This is a genomic window from Streptomyces sp. NPDC003042 (assembly GCF_053591315.1).
On the sequence record NZ_JBSFTP010000071.1, the window covers coordinates 22810 to 39464 of the forward strand.

At 75.0% G+C, this 16655-nt stretch carries 14 protein-coding genes; 5 read left to right on the plus strand and 9 right to left on the minus strand.

Annotated features, from left to right (window positions below):
- Window position 1 precedes the first annotated feature (1 nt).
- The 4 genes from ACWDYJ_RS28045 to ACWDYJ_RS28060 all read right to left on the minus strand — a co-directional run bounded on the left by ACWDYJ_RS28045 (window position 2) and on the right by ACWDYJ_RS28060 (window position 7064).
- Entirely contained in the window at window positions 2–1012 is a 1011-nt protein-coding gene (locus ACWDYJ_RS28045) for an ABC transporter ATP-binding protein (protein WP_451568374.1), read from the minus strand.
- Complete coding sequence (locus tag ACWDYJ_RS28050) at window positions 1009–3789, minus strand: hypothetical protein (RefSeq protein WP_451568375.1); 2781 nt, start codon at window positions 3787–3789, stop codon at window positions 1009–1011. The genes ACWDYJ_RS28045 and ACWDYJ_RS28050 overlap by 4 nt, the downstream gene beginning before the upstream one ends.
- Window positions 3786–4262 (minus strand): FtsX-like permease family protein, encoded by a 477-nt coding sequence (locus ACWDYJ_RS28055; protein ID WP_451568376.1) that lies wholly within the window; start codon window positions 4260–4262, stop codon window positions 3786–3788. The genes ACWDYJ_RS28050 and ACWDYJ_RS28055 overlap by 4 nt, the downstream gene beginning before the upstream one ends.
- A gap of 78 nt (window positions 4263–4340) precedes the next feature.
- Entirely contained in the window at window positions 4341–7064 is a 2724-nt protein-coding gene (locus ACWDYJ_RS28060) for an ABC transporter permease (protein ID WP_451568377.1), read from the minus strand.
- Window positions 7065–7225: 161 nt separating this feature from the next.
- On the opposite strand from ACWDYJ_RS28060, the gene ACWDYJ_RS28065 reads away from it, so the two are divergent.
- Window positions 7226–7951, plus strand: a complete 726-nt coding sequence (locus tag ACWDYJ_RS28065; RefSeq protein ID WP_451568378.1) for an ABC transporter ATP-binding protein — start codon at window positions 7226–7228, stop codon at window positions 7949–7951.
- Between the two features lie 42 nt (window positions 7952–7993).
- Here ACWDYJ_RS28065 and ACWDYJ_RS28070 read toward each other — a convergent pair whose 3' ends face one another.
- Complete coding sequence (locus ACWDYJ_RS28070) at window positions 7994–8401, minus strand: STAS domain-containing protein (RefSeq protein WP_451568379.1); 408 nt, start codon at window positions 8399–8401, stop codon at window positions 7994–7996.
- A gap of 152 nt (window positions 8402–8553) precedes the next feature.
- On the opposite strand from ACWDYJ_RS28070, the gene ACWDYJ_RS28075 reads away from it, so the two are divergent.
- Window positions 8554–9417, plus strand: a complete 864-nt coding sequence (locus tag ACWDYJ_RS28075) for a hypothetical protein (protein WP_451568380.1) — start codon at window positions 8554–8556, stop codon at window positions 9415–9417.
- Between the two features lie 9 nt (window positions 9418–9426).
- On the opposite strand, the gene ACWDYJ_RS28080 is transcribed toward ACWDYJ_RS28075, so the two are convergent.
- Window positions 9427–11733 carry an ABC transporter permease gene (locus tag ACWDYJ_RS28080; protein ID WP_451568381.1) on the minus strand — a complete coding sequence of 769 codons (2307 nt, stop codon included), beginning with the start codon at window positions 11731–11733 and terminating at the stop codon, window positions 9427–9429.
- Complete coding sequence (locus ACWDYJ_RS28085; protein WP_451568382.1) at window positions 11730–12500, minus strand: ABC transporter ATP-binding protein; 771 nt, start codon at window positions 12498–12500, stop codon at window positions 11730–11732. The genes ACWDYJ_RS28080 and ACWDYJ_RS28085 overlap by 4 nt, the downstream gene beginning before the upstream one ends.
- A 187-nt stretch (window positions 12501–12687) precedes the next feature.
- On the opposite strand from ACWDYJ_RS28085, the gene ACWDYJ_RS28090 reads away from it, so the two are divergent.
- Window positions 12688–13569, plus strand: coding sequence for a sensor histidine kinase (locus ACWDYJ_RS28090; RefSeq protein WP_451568383.1), 882 nt, complete (start codon window positions 12688–12690; stop codon window positions 13567–13569).
- A complete protein-coding gene (locus ACWDYJ_RS28095) occupies window positions 13566–14336 on the plus strand; it encodes a response regulator (RefSeq protein WP_451568384.1) in 771 nt (256 codons plus the stop codon). Before ACWDYJ_RS28090 ends, ACWDYJ_RS28095 begins: the two co-directional genes overlap by 4 nt.
- A 19-nt stretch (window positions 14337–14355) precedes the next feature.
- Here ACWDYJ_RS28095 and ACWDYJ_RS28100 read toward each other — a convergent pair whose 3' ends face one another.
- On the minus strand, window positions 14356–14625 hold the full coding sequence (locus tag ACWDYJ_RS28100; RefSeq protein WP_451568385.1) for a hypothetical protein: 270 nt from the start codon (window positions 14623–14625) through the stop codon (window positions 14356–14358).
- Window positions 14622–15551, minus strand: coding sequence for a LysR family transcriptional regulator (locus ACWDYJ_RS28105; RefSeq protein ID WP_451568389.1), 930 nt, complete (start codon window positions 15549–15551; stop codon window positions 14622–14624). The genes ACWDYJ_RS28100 and ACWDYJ_RS28105 overlap by 4 nt, the downstream gene beginning before the upstream one ends.
- Window positions 15552–15631: 80 nt before the next feature.
- Between ACWDYJ_RS28105 and ACWDYJ_RS28110 the strand changes: the two genes are divergently transcribed.
- On the plus strand, window positions 15632–16564 hold the full coding sequence (locus tag ACWDYJ_RS28110) for an NAD-dependent epimerase/dehydratase family protein (RefSeq protein WP_451568386.1): 933 nt from the start codon (window positions 15632–15634) through the stop codon (window positions 16562–16564).
- The last annotated feature ends 91 nt before the right edge of the window (window positions 16565–16655 follow it).

The following is a 16655-nucleotide window of genomic DNA, read 5'->3' on the forward strand; positions in this document are numbered from 1 at the left end:
GCTACCGCCGCGCCGGGTCGGACACGGGGGCGGGGCCGCCTTCGGTGTCCGGGTCGGGGTCGTCCGCGTCGTCGCGGCGGACCTCGATGCGGTCGGCCGCCAGGTCGACCGCCACCCGGTGCTCCATGCCCAGGGCCTCCAGGAACTTCTGCGGAAGCTGCACCCGGCCGGTGCGGTCGAGCATCACGTACTCGCGCTCGCTGACCGACTCCGCGCCGTGCTCGTCGGTGACCGTCCGGCGCAGGACCTCGCTGCTGGTGCGGCCGTCGCGGATGGCCACCGTACGGCGGACCTCGCCCGCCACCATCGGGTCGTGGGTCACGACGACCACCGTCGCGCCCAGTTCACGGTTCACCGTGCGGAAGGCCTCGAAGACCGCCGCGCCGGTCTCGGAGTCCAGCTCTCCGGTGGGTTCGTCGGCGAGCAGTACCGCCGGGTCGTTGGCCATGGCCACGGCGATCGCGACGCGCTGCTGCTGGCCGCCGGAGAGCTCGACCGGGCGTCGGCCGCCGAGATCGCCGATCTCCAGGGCCTCCAGCAGCTGCCCGACCCGGGCCGTCTGCCGCGCGGCATCCCCCCGCCCCCCGCCCTTCAACTGCATGGGCAGGGCGATGTTCTGTGCCGCCGTCAGGAAGGGCAGCAGGTTGCGGGCGGTCTGCTGCCAGACGAAGCCCACCGCCTCCCGGCGGTAGCGCAGCCGGTCGCGGGCCGACATCTCCAGCAGGTCGTAGCCGTCGACCGAGGCCTTGCCCGCCGTGGGCACGTCCAGGCCCGCCAGGATGTTCAGCAGCGTGGACTTGCCGCTGCCGGACGCGCCCACCAGGGCCACCAAATCGCCTTGCGTCACGGTCAGTTCCAGTCCCTGGAGTGCCTGGACCTCGACCCCGTCGGTACTGAAGATGCGTACGAGGCGGTCGCAGACGATCGCGGTACCCGCCGCGCGCGTGCGCGGTTCGGCGGCGGCGAGCGCGCGCCGCCGCAGCTCGTCGTAGGTGGGCGTTTCGCTGTTCAACTCTGGTCTCCCGCTCTCAACTCGGTGGTGATCTGGCGACGGCCGCACACCGCCGCCTCGGCGAGCACGGCCAGTGCCACCAGCGCCGCCAGGCCCAGGGCCTGCGTGAGCACCGGCCGCACGGAGAGCCGTAGACCGGTCGGCACGGCGGAGCCCACCAGCGAGGACAGGTCCACGGAAGGGCCGAGCAGGGCGACGGCGGCGGTCGCGGTCAGAGCGCCGCCGAGCGCGGCCACGAGCACCTGCGGCTGCGACTCCGTCAGAACCATCGCCACGCCCTGCCGGGGCCGCAGCCCCATGGTGCGCAGCCGGGCCAGCAGCGCGCCCCGCTCGGGGGCGGCCCGGACCAGGCTCAGCAGGACCGCCAGCAGCGCGAAACAGGCCGCCGCGGCCAGGGAGGCCCAGAACAACCGCCCGGCCGCGTGCTGGAGAGGGTCGCTGCCGAGCTGGGCGGAGAGCGCCGCGCTCGTCCGCACGAGGTACTGGTCGGCCAGGGCCGGGGCGGTGGCGCGCAGCAGCTCGGTCAGCCGGTCCCCGTCGACCGAGCCGATGGCGAACCAGTGGGTGGCGAGGGCTGCTTCGGGTACCCGGGCGGTCACCGGCCCGGCCGGCAGCACGATGGTCGCGGCCCCGGCGCCCGGCTGCACCGGGCTCCCGTCGATCACGCCGGCCGGCTTCGCCCGCAGCTCCTCGCCGTTGTCCAGGCGCAGCCGGTAGGTGCCGTCCGGACTCTGCCCGGTCAGGTCCTCGCTGAACAGCGCGGGCACCGGAGCGTTCGCGCCGCCGGCGCCTCCGAGGAGGGCGGGGTCGAACCCGCCGCGGCCCACGGACCGGGCCAGTTCGGCGTAGGCGGCCGGGTCGGCGACGACGACCGTGACCCGGGTGGACCCCTGTGCGGTGCCGAACAGGAACGCGTCGCGGTCGGTCCACACGCCGAGGGACGTCCGTACGCCGGGCAGCGCACCGGCGGCCTCGGCGAACTCCTGCGGCACGGCCTCCCCGGGGGGCGCCGCGACCTGGGCGTCGCCGCCGACGGTGGACCGTGCCACCTTCGGCCGGGCCTCGTCCACGGCGGCCAGTACGGTGGCCCCGAATCCGCCGCTGGTGACGGCCAGCAGCAGCGCGATCAGGGGCAGTGCGGAAGGCCGTGCCCGGTCGCCGGCACCACGGGCGGCGCGGGCGAGACCGAGGAAGCCGACCAGACCGCGGCGGCGCGCCGCCGCCCGGGACAGCGCGCGCACGAACGGGGGCTGGATCCGGGCCAGCAGCAGCCCCCCGGACAAGGCGATCAGCAGCGGGGCGGCGACCAGCAGTGGGTCCAGCCCCGTTCCGACCGGGGCGACCCCGCGCCGCCGGACCTCGACCACGGCCGCCGCCGTGGCGGCGAGGACGAGCAGCTCGGCCACCAGCCTGCGGCGGGGCGCCGCCCCTCGCGGCGGAGACATCAGTACGAAGGCCCGTACGGGGAAGGCCGACAGGGCCACCAGCGTGACCGCCCCGGCGGCGAGCAGGCTGGGGACCAGGCGCGGGGCCGGCAGCAGCAGTACGGCCAGTGCGGTGGCGAGCGCCGCGGCCGGCAGTACGGTGACGGCCCCCTCGCCCAGGAGCCGGCGGACGATGCCGCCGCGCGAGCCGCCCCGGGCCCGCAGCAGCCGCAGCTCGGCCTGCCGCCGGTCACCGGTGAGTCCGGCGGCCAGGCAGAACACCACGAGGGCGACCCCCGCGACCCCGGCGGGGCCGATCGCGGCGAGCGGCGCGGCGGCCTGCTGCCGGTCTCGTGCCTCGGTGAACAGCTCCGGCAGCTGAGAGGTGATCCGCAGATCGTCGCGACGGGTGTCGCGGGCCAGCGCGGCGGCGGTGGGACCGGTCACGTACGCGGCGATCTCGCTCGCGACGTCGGGCAGTCGGGCGGCGTGCAGGGAATCGGTGTCCACCGGCAGCCGCCAGAAGTCCGCCGAGCCCGCACCCCACGGGCCCAGCCGGCCGAGCGCGTCGGGACCGACGAGGGCGGTGGTCAGCCAGCCGACGCCCGTGGGGGCGCAGGCCTGGATGGCGCAGGTCAGGTCGGTCCAGTAGGCGTCGGCCGGGTCTTCGGGGGCGTAGAGCCCGACGACCTCGGCGCTGATCGGCTCGGAGAGGAGGGAGCTGGTCTCCAGGACGGTGCCGACCCTCGCCCGGAGGGTGTCGGCCGCGCTCTTGGACAAAGCGACCGGGACGGGGCCGCCGTCGGCGCCGCCGCTCGGCCAGCGTCCCTCGACGAGCCGGGTGTGGGCGCCCGCCTCGGGCAGGAACATGAGGTTCAGCAGGGGCGCGATGTTCTCCGGGCGGTCCAGTTCGGGATTGGTCAGCCCGCGCGGCTTGATGCCGCGCGCACCGTGCACCGGTCCTCCCGCCGCCAGGTCGAAGCCCGGCCCGATGCGGGAGCGCAGGACGGCCAGGACTTCGTCGAGGTTCTGCGGGGCCGCTTGCCCGGGCCAGGACTTGGCGGTGGCGTACAGGCTGGTCGGACCGGGGCCGCTGTCGTGCAGGAAGGAGCGCAGGGCCTGGTCGGAGCCCCGGTCGAGGGCGCGCGGCAGGGCGGCGGCCAGCAGGACGGCGACGAACACCAGTACGCCGGTGAGCAGCGCCGCCACGGGCGTGGCCCGCAGCCGCGTCCGCACCCAGGGCGCCCCCGCGCCGTGCTTCCCGCCACGGCGGCCCCGGCCGGCCTCGTCGCCGGAGGGCGCCGCGGAAGCGGTGGGCCGCTCTGCCTCGCGGTCGGTGAACGGGCCGGTCACATCTCCTCCACGTGGCGCAGCCGGGCGGCCACCTCTCGATCGCGGCGGCCGCCGATCACGGCCGACAGCAGGGGCACCGCCGCGATGACGGCGGCCAGCAGCAGGGTCTGAGCCGCCGGCAGGTCCACCAGGACCTCCGGCACCGGTCGTCGAGCGGACGGGGTCAGGATCATCAGCGGCATCGTCAGATGCACGATGAGCGTGCCCACCCCGAGTCCCACACCCGTCCCGAGTGCGACCAGTACGCAGCCCTCGGCGGCAGCCGTTGCGGCCAGGCCCCGCCGGGGCGCCCCGAGGGCCAGGAGGATCGCGAACTCGCGGGCCCGCTGCCGCCCGGCCGCCGCCGCCGAAGCGGCGAAGCCGATCGCCGCCAGCACCGCGCACGCCACGGCGAGCGCCGCGAGCGCGGTCTGCGGCCCGGCACTCAGCGGGTCGTCCAGCAGCCCGGCGGCCACTTCCTCGCGCAGCCGCACCTGGTGCGATCCCGCGGCGGCCCGCAGTTCGGCGGCGGCCGCCGCCGGTGCGGGGTCGTCGGCCCGGGACGCGGGGAGTCACCACTCGCCGGCCGCGGGCAGCGCCCGGCCGTCGGACGCCGCGAGCAGCCGTCCGGCGGCGGCGATGTCGACGGCCACCGCCCGGTCACCGGCCACGGGCAGCGACCCGATGGCCGCGGTGACCCGTAGGGAAACGAAGACCTCGCCCACCGGAACCTGGACCAGTTCGCCCACCGAGGCCCCCACGGCGGTCAGGTAGGCGTGGGTGGCGATTCCCGGCAGCTCCGGGGTCGGATCCCCTGTCGGGGCGCCGGCGGCCGGCACGCTTGCGGCCGGGGTGAGGGTCAGCGTATGCGTGCCCACGGGGGCACCCTCGTAGCGCAGCCGCAGCAGGGCCGGGACGGCCGCCCCCTCGGCCGGCAGCAGTCGGCCGGCCCCGGGCTGCTCCGGCGGCGCCAGCTTCCATGAGGGGGCGGGCGCCTCGACGGGGAGGGCCCGGCCGCCCGGGGTGTCGGCCACCGAGACCCGGCGCACGGTGACCTCCCCGCCGACCCGTGTCCACGTGTCTGGGAGGCTGAAAGGGCTCGCTTCGGCTCCGTAGGACAGGGTGAGCCCCGCGATGCCCAGCGGCGGGGCGGCGGACCCGAGGGGGGCGCCGGCCAGCGCCGTGACGTCCACGGAGACGGTGCCGTCACCGTCCTGCGGCAGGGGGACCATCGGCGCCCCGTACGTCAGCCCGAACCGGTCGCGCAGCAGCACGCCCAGGCGAGGGCTGCCGCTGGGGCCGGACGCCCGTACGGACACGTCCAGGTCGATGCGCTGCGGCCGCCCCGGCAGGGCGATCCCCGTGCTGTCCGCCGCGCCCACCACCAGCGGGGCGAACAACTCCTTCATGGGCCGTCCGTCGCGCAGGTCCTCCCGCAGCGGTACCCGTTCGGCGACGGCGGTGGCGTCCAGCGCCAGCAGCTCTCCGGGACTGCCGTCCGGCAGCCCGTGGTTCGTCCGGATCACCGGGATCACCCGCTCGCCGCCGGGCAGGGCGGCGTACCGGCCGCCGCGGCCCAGGGATGCCACGTCGCCGCCGGTGATGCGCAGGCCGTCGGCGGTGGCGAAATCGGCCTGGTCGCGCTGCGACGCGGACCAGGCGGTGTGCTGGCCGAGGGCCAGGACCCCGCTGGACACCGCGAGGACCAGCAGCAGGACGGGCCCGGTGGCCCGGCCGGGGCGGCGTGCGAGCTGCCAGCCGACGAGCGCCGGGCCGAGCCCCCGGCCCCGGGCGGCGATCCGCCCGCCCAGCCGCGCGGCGAACGGCAGCAGCCGCAGCACGAGCAGGGTCCCCGCGCACAGGGCCAGGGTGGGGGCGGCGACCAGGACCGGGTCCACGCCGAGCGCGCCCCCCTCCCCGTCCGCCGGGACGGCCTCGCTCCCGCTGTAGCGGTCGAGTCGGCGGTACGCGAGGACGGCGAGCGCCACCATCGCGAGGTCGGCGCCGGAGCGGGCGGCCCCCGAGACCAGGGCCCGGCGGCGTCCGGTGCGCCGCATGACGCCGGCCGCGGCCCCGCGAAGGACGGCGGGCAGCGCGGTCAGCAGCAGGCACACCAGCGCGCACCCGGCGGCGACCGGCCACAGCAGCCAGGTCCCGCCGGTCTCCAGGGGAGCCCGGGACAGCGGGCCGTAGTGGCCGAGCAGGCGCAGCAGGGGCGGGGTGAACAGCGGGGGGAGGACGGCGGCGGGCAGGACGAGGAGCAGGGACTCGGCCGTCGAGAGCAGCCCGAGCCGACGACGGGAGGCGCCGCGCGCGGTCAGCAGGACACGCTCGGGCTCCTGGCGCTGCGTCAGCAGGTGGGCGACCAGCAGCAGGGCCGCGCCGGCCAGTACGCACAGCTGGAGCGCGCCGACGAGCAAGGTGGACCGGGCCACCCGCTGGGCGGTGTTCAACTCCGCAAGGAATGTGGGAAGTTCGGTCGAGACCGTGAGCCCGGACGGACCCGGCGCACCGGCCTGCGGGGCCCGTGTCCGCACGCCCTCGATATCGGCGGCGCGCGCCGCCGAGAGATCGGCGGTCACCAGCGCCGCGCGGCTGTTCTGCGGCAGAGCGCCGGTGGTGAAGGCGGAGTCGTGGACGAGCAGCGGGCCGTAAGTGGCGAAGCTGCCCACCTGCAACTCCCGCCCGCCGAGCGGGTCGAGCCGCCAGTACGTCGCGTCCGGTTCGGCCGCCCGGTAGACGCCGGTGACGAGCACGCTCAGCGGCGCCCCGCCGTAGCGGTCGTCCAGCCGGACTTCGGCGGGCAGGGCTTGCGGGGTCAGCCCGAGCCGGTTCAGCGCCGCCTGCGGCACGGCCACCGGGACGCGGGGCCCGAGGTGGTCGCCGACGGCCTCGGGCCACCGGCCCGCGAGGAGGCGGACGCGGGCCCGGTCGAGCGAGGCGAGCAGGGTCAGGTCGGCGTCCTTGCCGGGGGCGCGCTCGCCGGGCAGCCCGTACGAACGACTGCGCGCCACGCTCTCGACCCCGACCGGCAGCGGGCCGAACAGCTCGGCTGCGAAGGTCCGTACGGCTTCGTCGTCACCGGCGCGGGAGGTCACCCCGTGCTCGCCGGTGAGCAGGACGGTGGTGCGGGACGCGCCCGTGCCCGTCAGTGCCTGGCGCAGTCCGGCGTCGCCCACCACGCGGGTGAAGGCGAGCAGCGCGGTCAGTGCGGTCGTGGTGATGAGCGCGGTGAGGAGTACGGCGGCGGCGAGTGGCAGTCGCCCGCGCAACCGGCGCACGACAAAGCCGATCATATGCCTGTCCCTTTCCCCCGAACCGGACCATTGGCACCGGATAGCGGACGATGCTGTCAGATTCGATCCGGGAGAGGAAGGGACTTGTGTTATTGATGTGACAGATGAACATATGTGGACCTGAGGCCAGGGAAGAGCGCCGGTCGAGGGGGAACTCACCAATGACGCAGCAGCAGAACACCGCCGCCACAACCACCACCACGGCGGCGCCGATGATGGTGGTGCGCGACCTCCGCAAGAGCTTCGGCACCGGAGAGCGGGCCGTACACGCCCTGCGCGGTGTGTCGTTCGAAGCGCGGCGTGGCGAACTCACCGCGCTCAAGGGGCGGTCCGGCTCGGGGAAGACCACCCTGCTGAACCTCGTCGGCGGTCTCGACACGCCGAGCGGCGGCGCCGTCGAACTCGACGGCACCGATCTGGCCGGGCTCGACGAGCGCGCCCTGCTCGCTCTACGCCGCGACCGGATCGGTTTCGTGTTCCAGTCCTTCGGGTTGATACCGGTGCTGACCGCCGCGGAGAACGTCGGCGTACCGATGCGCATGCGCAAGGTCCCGACCGGGCAGCGGGAGGAACGGGTACGTACCCTGCTGGCGCTCGTAGGCCTGGCCGAACACGCCGACCAGCGCCCCGGCGAACTTTCCGGCGGTCAGCAGCAGCGCGTCGCGGTGGCCCGCGCACTGGCCAATGAGCCCGCCCTGATCATCGCGGACGAGCCCACCGGCCAGCTGGACTCCGAAACGGGCCGCTCGATCATGCGGCTGCTGCGCGCGGTGGTGCGCAGCGAGGGAGTCACCGCCCTGGTCGCCACCCACGATCCGGAGCTGATGCAACTCGCCGACCGGGTGGTCGAGTTGCACGACGGCCGCATCGTCGAGGCGAGGGACTGACGACACGACCCGGGAGCGGGAGCGGCGCGAGCGCCGTGAAGGTCATGGGCTCACCTGCTCACGGCCGGCGCGCGCGGTGCGGACGCGGGCCGAGACGGTCAGCAGGAACCGGACGGCGCGGGAGGCGGCCGCCAGCTCCCACGGGCGCCCGTTCAGGGTCCACCGGTCCAGCACGTGCAGCAGGGCGGAGTCGCAGAAGGAGACGAGGGCCGCGTCCACGACGAGGCGGCGCGCGCCGCGGGCGGCGCCTTCGTCGAGGAGGCCGCGCAAGGCGGCGCAGGTGTAGTGGTCGAACTCGCCGGCCAGGCTGACGGCGAGGACGCCGTCGTGGAGCGCGGACCGTATGCGGGGGAGCGGGTCCTGCGGGTCCTGAGCGTCGGGCGGGGCGGGGAGCGCACCGGCCGCGGACAGTGTCGGGGCGCCGCTTATCGGGTCTATGGGGATCGTCACGCCCCTCCCAACGGGCCGGCCCCCAGGTCGGAACCGGTGGCGCGGCGCACTTCACCCGCGTGGTGCCGCCCGCTGACCCGTTCCGGCGATCTTCCTCACCCTCCCGGGGCACCCGCGCGTCCGCCCGGCGGCGATGACCGACAGTGGGGCGCGTGGATGTGGATGAGGTCATCGATGCGCTGTACGTGCCGCCCCCCGCCGGGTTCACCGCGGCACGGGACGAGGCCGCGGCCCGGGTGAGGGCGGCCGGGGACGCGGCGGCGGCGAAACGGATCTCCAAGCTGCGGCGGCCGACGCTGGCGGCCTGGGTGTCGAACACGCTGGTACGGACCAAACCGGCCGAAGTCGAGCAGTTCCTCCAGCTCGGGCAGGCGCTGCGCGCGGCGCACCACTCCCTGGACGGCGAGCAGCTGCGCGACCTCTCGCACCAGCAGCACGTGGTGATCGGCGCGCTGGCCCGCGAGGCCGGCCGGCTGGCGGAGGAGGCCGGGCCGCCGGTGTCCGAGACGGTGGTACGGGAGGTGGAGCAGATCCTGTACGCCGTGCTGGCCGACCCGCAGGCGGCCCGGGACTGGGCCTCCGCGCGGCTCGTACGGGCCCCCGCGCTGGTGACGGAACTCCCGGCCATGGACCCGGACTCCGCACCCCCGGCGGCCGCACCCCGGCCGCCGCCGGACCGGGCCGAGGAGGCCAGGCTCGAGGCCGCCCGGGCCACCGCCCAGGACGCCGAATGGGCCGCCTCCGCCCGCGAGGAGGAACTGCGGCTGGCCGACGAGGCCAGGAAGCGCGCGGTGGCCCGGGCGGCCGACGCGGACGCCGAGGTCGGCCGCCTGGACCGGGAGGCCGAACAGGCGCGGACCAACCGGGACCTGGCGTACGAGGCCGTCGCCGAGGCGGAGGTGCGCCACCGCGAGGCGGACCGCGCGGCGCGCGAGGCACGCCTCGCGGCCACCGCCGCCGGACAGCGCCTCCGCGCCCTGCAGAACCCACCGCCCGATGGCGCACCGGACGGCTGACGGCCGTGGCTACTCCGTGTGCAGTACCGTCGCGATCGTCGTACGGGCGGCCGTACGGGCCGGGACCAGGGCCCCGAGTACGGCGATCGCGACGCCCGCCAGCAGCAGCCCGGCCAGCTGCGGTGCGTGCCAGACGTCCTTCATGGACTCCGTGAAGGAGACCACTGCGACGTGGTCCACGATCAGCCGGTGCGCCACCATCCCGAGGGGGATCCCGATCAGCCCCCCGACCGCGCCCACACCCGCCACCGAGGTCACGGTCATCACGACCACCTGGCGGGGTGTCATGCCGATCGACTTCAGCATCCCGAGATCCCGGCGGCGCTCCCGCGTGTTCAGCAGAACGGTGTTGAACACGCCGAGCGCCGCCACGATCGTCAGCAGCACCGTGAACACCGACGAGAAACCGACCACGGTCGCGGTCGCCGTGTTGCCCGAACCGCCCACCTCGGCGCGCAGGCCGGGATCGAGCGCTTCGACGGCGTCGGCGTACGCCCGGGCGTCGGAGCCGGGGGCCAGCCGAACCCCGTACTGGATGGCCCGGACATCCGGGGCCAGCAGCGTGAGGGTCTCCCACGAGGCGGACACGGAACGGGCGTCGCTGTCGATCAGCTCCCCGACGACGCTGCCGAGAACCTGGCGGCCGTTCAGCTGGAGGGTGACCCGGTCCCCGACCGCCAGCCCGCGCTGCGTCAGGAACGCCGGTCCGGCGGCGATCTCGCCCGCCGCCCCCGGCGGGCGGCCCTCCGCGAACTGCGAGGCGTACGAGGCGAGGTCACCCCGGTAGAAGTCGGCGAAGGCGGGCTGCGTGAAACCGACCAGGCTCACCTGGGACAGCGCCCTGGCGCGTACCTCCCGCGCCCCGGGCAGGGACCGCAGGCGCTCCTCGATCTGCGCGTCACCGAGCCGCGGCGGCGTGCGGCCGTTGCCCGCAGTTCCCGTCAGGACGGCCACGGTGGGGCCGTCGCCGCGCCCCGTCTCCCCGTACACCAGCATCGTTGCGGTCAGACCGGTCGTCAGGGTCACCGTGGTGACACCGAGGACGATGGCGGCCATGGTGAGCAGGGTGCGGGCGGGTCGGGCGAAGGGCTGGCCGAGGCCCAGGCTGACCGGGCGCGGCAGCCGGGTGCCGCCGAGCAGGCGCTGGATCCGCAGGCCGCGTCCGGTGCGGGGCGCGCCGCCCGCGCTGATCGCCTGCGCCGTCGGCAGTCGGTGCGCCCGCAGGGCGGGGACCAGCGCGGTGAGCAGGACCAGGGCGGGCAGCCCCAGCAGGCAGACCACGGGGACCCAGGTGTCCACGGTGGTGACGGTGGCGCTGCCCGTCTCGATGCCGGAGAAGGCCACCTGCAGGATGGGGCCCGCCAGCGCGGTGCCGGCCAGGGTGCCGAGCAGGCATCCGGCGACGGCGGGGACGCCGACCATCGTCAGGTAGACGGTGACCACCTGGTTCGGCGTGAAGCCCATCGCCTTGAGCACGCCGATGTGCCGGTACCCGGAGACGACCGCTCCGCTGACCACGTTGCCGACGATCAGGGTCGACACGAGCAGGCCGAGGACGCCGAAGAGCGTCATGAAGGGCAGATAGGCGTCGGCCCGGGCGGAGAAGGCCTTCTTGAGGGTGAGGTAGGACTGCGAGGCGGTCAGTGAGCCCCGCGGCAGCCCGGCCGTGGCCTCGCCCAGCCCGGCCCGCAGACGGGTGGAGGAGGAAGGGTCGGTGAAGCGGTAGAGCATCTGGGCGGAGGTGGGGCGCAGGGCCGTCAGCTGCCCGGGCGTCACCCAGGCGCCGGCCGACCTGCTCATGCTGGTCGCGAAGCCGACCACGGTCAACGGCGGTGCTCCCGGCGCCTCCAGCCGGGTGCCGAGCAGTTCGGGGCCGGGCGAGCCGTCGACACCCCAGTTGACGACGATCTCGCCGGGCGCGGTTGCCCAGCGGCCGTCCAGCAGGGAGATCCGGTCCACCGGACCGCCCGGCTCGGCCCGGCCGACGACCGTGAGGGGACCGGCGGGCATCCAGAGCCAGTCCCCGGGGACGTCTATGACGGCCTGGCGGTACGGGCCGGCGGCCGCCTGCACGCCGGGCCGCAGGCCGGTGCGCGCCAGCTGCGCGTCGGAGACCTTCGCGAGGTCGTACGTCGCCACCGTGTGCGCGCCGCGCTGGGCGGCGTAGGCCTTGTCGAAGGGGGCGGACGCGGCGGCGAGCAGGGCCAGCGCGAGCAGGACGGTCGTGGTGGAGCACAGCACGACGAGCCCGATGACGAAGGTCTGGAGCCGGCGGCGCCTCACGGCCGCGCGGGACGCTCTCCACACGGCGCTCACGCGGTCGTCTCCACGGTGCTCGTCTCCACGGTGCTCGTCTCCACCGTGGTCGTCTCCACGGTGCTCGTCTCCAACGTGCTCTCGCGGGACACGCGGCCGTCGGCGACCTCGATGAGGCGGCTGGCGCAGCGGGTGGCCAGGTTCGGGTCGTGGGTGACGATCAACAGGGTCTGGCCGATCTGGTTGAGATCGATCAGCAGGTCCATCACCTGCTCGCCGGAGCGGCTGTCGAGCGCGCCCGTCGGCTCGTCCGCCAGCAGCAGCGCCGGCCGGTTCATCAGCGCCCGGGCGACGGCGACGCGCTGGCGCTCACCGCCGCTGAGCGTCGCGGGGTAGTGGTCGCGGCGGTCGGCGATGCCGAGCTCGTCGAGGAGCTCCAGGGCGCGGCGGCGGGCCTGGCGGGCGGAGACACCGGTCAACTGGGCGGCCAGTGCGACGTTGTCGAGGGCCGGCAGATCGTCGATGAGGTTGAAGAACTGGAAGATCAGGCCGACGCTGCGGCGGCGGAAGAGCGCCAGGCCGGTCTCGGTCAGCTTCGCGAGGTCCTGGCCGTGCACCTCGACGGTGCCGGCGGTCGGGCGGTCCAGTCCGGCCACCATGTTCAGGAGCGTGGACTTGCCGCAGCCCGAGGGCCCCATCACGGCGACCGCGTCGCCCTTGCGGATCTCCAGTGACAGGCCGTCCAGAGCCTTGGCGTCGCCGTACTCCTTGTGCACGCCGTCCAGTCGGACGACGACCTGACGTGCGCTGTCGTGATCGGTTGTCATGCCGTGAACGTAGAGGGCAGCCCGGGGCACGGACGTCGCCCCCCGGATGTAATCGGCGGGCGGGTCATCCCCGGGATGTACGACGGGCGGGCTCGGAGGAGGGATGCGGACTACGGGTGTGGCCTGCGAAGCTGTGAAGCGGGTGATCTTGAGAACGTGATGTGCCGGAATGGGGGAGGGGATCGGTGTGGGCTGGCAGCTGAGCGGCGCGCTGGGCGTCGCATGCGCGGCGGCCGTGACGGCGCTGTGCCTGGGGCTCGCGCTGGTACGGGCGCGGCGTGCGCACCGGGAGGCGCTGGGGGAGCGGGGCTGGTTCCTGGAGCGGGAGAGGCAGAGCGCGGCCCGCAGCGCGGTCGACGCCGAGCGGGCCCGGATAGCCGGGGAGCTGCACGACATCGTCAGCCACCACGTGAGCCTGATGATCGTGCAGGCCGGGGCCGCCCGGGAGGTGCTGGCGACGATGCCGCAGGAGGCGGCGGCCGCGATGAGCGCCGTGGAGAGCGCCGGGCGCAGCACGATGACCGAACTGCGGAGCCTGCTCGGCCTGCTGGCGCCCGCCCAGGACGGAGAGGACGAGCCGTACGCGGGCGCCGCGGAGCTGACACCGCAGCCGAGCCTGAGCCGGCTGAGCCCACTGATCGACAAGATCGCCTTCGCGGGTCTGCCGGTGGACGTACGGATATCCGGGGAACCGCGGCCGCTGCCGGCCGGCATCGACGTGACGGCGTACCGGATCATCCAGGAGGCGCTGACCAATGCGCTCAAACACGGTGACGGGGGAGGAGCACAGGTGACGGTGCGCTATGCGGATCACGCCCTGCGGGTGGAGGTGCTCAACAGCGGTCCCAGCGTGCTGGCGGGCCGCCCGCCGGGAGAGCAGCGTGACGAGGGCGCCGGGGGCCCTGGCCCTGGCCCCGGCCGTCCCCCGGCGCCGAAGGGCGACGGTACCGGCCGGGGGCTGATAGGCCTGCGCGAGCGTGTCGCCGTCTACGGCGGAGACCTCGACGCCCGCCGCCGCCTCGGCGGGGGATACCGGGTCCGTGCCCGCCTCCCCCTGGACCGGCCGTGACGACGCCCCAGCCGCTTTCGGCAGAAGCGGCGCCGACCGGGCCCCGGGTGCTCATCGCCGACGACCAGGAACTCGTACGCACCGGCTTCCGGCTGATCCTGACGGCCCGGGGGATCGACGTGGTGGGAGTGGCCGCCGACGGGGTCGAGGCGGTGTCGATGGCGCGCGCCCTGCGCCCCGATGTCGTGCTCCTCGACATCCGCATGCCGAACATGGACGGCCTGGAAGCCGCCCGGCGGATCCTCGCCGCGCTCCCCGCCTGCCGGGTGATCATGCTGACCACCTTCGACCTCGACCAGTACGTCTACGCCGCCCTCGCCGCCGGGGCCAGCGGCTTCCTCCTCAAGGACGTCACCCCCGCACACCTGGTGGCCGCCGTCCGGCTCGTGGACACCGGCGACGCCCTGCTCGCGCCGTCGATCACCCGCCGCCTGGTGGAGCGCTGCGCCCCGTCCGCCACCGCTCCCGACGGTGCCGTGGTCGCCGCTCCGCACCGCGACGTGGCCGCGCTGACCCCGCGCGAACGCGAGGTGCTGACGCTGATGGGCCACGGCCTGTCCAATGCCGAACTGGCGCGGGAGCTGACGCTCAGCGAAGCCACGGTGAAGACCCATGTGGCGCGGATCTTCGCCAAGGTGGCCCTCCGGGACCGGGCCCAGGCGGTCGTCCTCGCCTACGAGACGGGCCTGGTCACGCCGGGCTCGGTCAGCCGCCCGTCCCGCTCGGCTTCGGCGGAGGGAGCAGCTCCGCCGGGCGCCCGAGGGTGACGGGCTCAGGCGCCGCGCCTCAGGGCATCAGCTCCCGCATCACCGCGAGCGGCAGGGAGGGGTGGGCGGCCGCCGCCTCCACCACCTGCCAGTCCGGGTCGTCGAGCAGCCCGGGCAACTCGGCCGCCGGCAGGGCCGGGTGGGCGGCCGCGTACCGGCGGGCCTTGGCGTCGGCCAGGCACAGCCGCAGCGCCGGGCCCGTCGCGTGCGGGTGCTCGGCGATCAGACGGTCGACCAGTTCGGGCGGCAGGGCCGGATTGGCGGCCAGGCCGTGCAACTGATGCGTCACCGCTCCACCGCCGCGAGCCTCAGCGTCTCCGCCAGCGCTTCCGCGTACGGCTGCGGGCTGCGTCGGCACGGGATGACCAACCCGATGTGCCGGGCGGGGACCGGCGGTTCGAGGGGGACCGCCACGCATCCGTCGGGCGGGTCCAGCGAGATGGACGGGATCAGGGCGACGCCGACGCCCGCCCCCACGAGGGTCTGCGCGAAGAAGTAGTCGGTGGTGGAGGCGGCGACCCGCAGCTCGAATCCCGCCTGTTCCGCGTACCGGCGCAAAAACGCCTCGGTCTTCAGGCAGCCGAGGACCCAGCGGTCGGCGGCGAGTTCAGCGGGCTCCACCACCTCCCGCTCCGCCAGCCGGTGGCCGCGCGGCAGGACCAGGCACAGCGGGTCCTCCATCAGCGGCAGCCAGTCCAACCCCGCGGTCCCCGCCGTCCCGGCAGCGCCCGCAGACCCCGCCGTCCCCGCAGCGCCGCCGGACGGCAGCGGCCCGTCGAAGCGGTAGGTCAGCGCGAGGTCCGCCGCCCCGCCGCGCACCATCGGCAGCGCGTTCTCCGGTTCGGCCTCCAGGACCGTCAGTTCCACCTCCGGGTACGCGGCCACGAAACCGGAGAGCGCCCGCGGCAGCAGATGCCGGCCCCCGCTGGTGAAGGTGGCGATGGTCAGCCGGGGCCGCCCGGCGGCCAGTTGGTCGATGCGGCTGCGGACCTGGTCGAGTTCGGCGGCGATCGTGTCCGCCGTCTCCACCAGCAGCCGCCCCGCGTCCGTGAGCCGGACGCCGCGTGTGCTGCGCACCGCCACCGGGTGGCCGAGCCCGCGCTCCAGCGAGGCGATGTGTTGGGAGACGGCCGAGGGGGTCAGTCGCAGGGCTCCGGCCGCCCGGTTGAAGCTGCCGTGCTCGGCCACGGCCCGCAGTATGCGCAGCCGATGCACATCGATCAACAGTTTTCCTTACGACATGATCAGTAATCGGTCAGTTCCGCTGGGGACCATACAGCGGCAGAGTCGACGGCATGCGGAAGATATTGGTCGTCGGCGGAAGCCGCTATTTCGGCAAGCACCTGGTCACGCTGCTGCGCGACGCCGGGAACGAGGTCACCGTCCTCAACCGCGGCTCCACCGTGCCGCCGTCCGGTGTCGCCCACCTCGCCGCCGACCGCGACGACGAGCGGCAACTGCTCGCGGCCCTCGGCGCGCGCACCTTCGACGTGGTCGTCGACCAGGTCTGCTACACGCCCCACCAGGCCGCCACCGCGCGCCGGGTCTTCGCCGGCGGCCGCACCGGGCGCTACGTGATGACCTCGACGATGGAGGTGTACGACCCCGCCACCTTCCGCACCCCGCCCCGGGCGCCTCTCATCGCCCCGGTCGTCGAGGAGTCCGTCGACCCCGCGGCCTTCCAGGCCGACGCCGGCCCGTGGCAGCCGTCCGACGCCGCGGCCGCCTACGCGGAGGGCAAGCGGCAGGCCGAAGCCGTGTTCCTGCGCGACCCGGCCTTCCCGTACGTCAGTGTGCGCACGGCCCATGTCCTGGGCGGCGGCCGGGCGGACTTCACCGGCAGGCTGGCGCACTACGTCGAGCGGATCGGGGCCGGGTTGCCGGTCGACGTGCACGCGAGCCCGTACGCGACCTCCTTCATCCACCACCGGGAGATCGCGGAGTTCCTGGCCTGGGCGGCGGCCGGCACCTTCACCGGCCCCGTCAACGCCGGCTCCCACGGGCCGCTGAGCGTGACGCGGCTCGGCGAACTGGTGGCCGAGCGGGTCGGGCGGCGGCCTCGGTACCGGGTCGTGGCGCACGGGGAGCAGGCGTCGCCCTTCTCCTTCGACCGGGCCTACGCCCTGGACAACGGCCGCGCCGGGCGGCTGGGCTTCGCCTTCACCCGGTCCGAGGACTGGCTGGCGGAGGCGATCGACGAGGTCATCCAGGAGGGAGCGGTCCGCTAGGCAGTGTCTGATGGCTCTTGCCCGGCATGGTGGATCTACCGCCGTTGCGGGCAGGAGTCGGTCATGGTGCGTCGGCATGAACTGACGAATG

Coding starts and splice junctions, on each gene's coding strand:
- ACWDYJ_RS28060 (WP_451568377.1), bottom strand. CDS start 7,064: ATGATCGGCTTTGTCGTGCGCCGGTTGCGCGGGCGACTGCCACTCGCC.
- ACWDYJ_RS28065 (WP_451568378.1), top strand. CDS start 7,226: ATGACGCAGCAGCAGAACACCGCCGCCACAACCACCACCACGGCGGCG.
- ACWDYJ_RS28085 (WP_451568382.1), bottom strand. CDS start 12,500: ATGACAACCGATCACGACAGCGCACGTCAGGTCGTCGTCCGACTGGAC.
- ACWDYJ_RS28110 (WP_451568386.1), top strand. CDS start 15,632: ATGCGGAAGATATTGGTCGTCGGCGGAAGCCGCTATTTCGGCAAGCAC.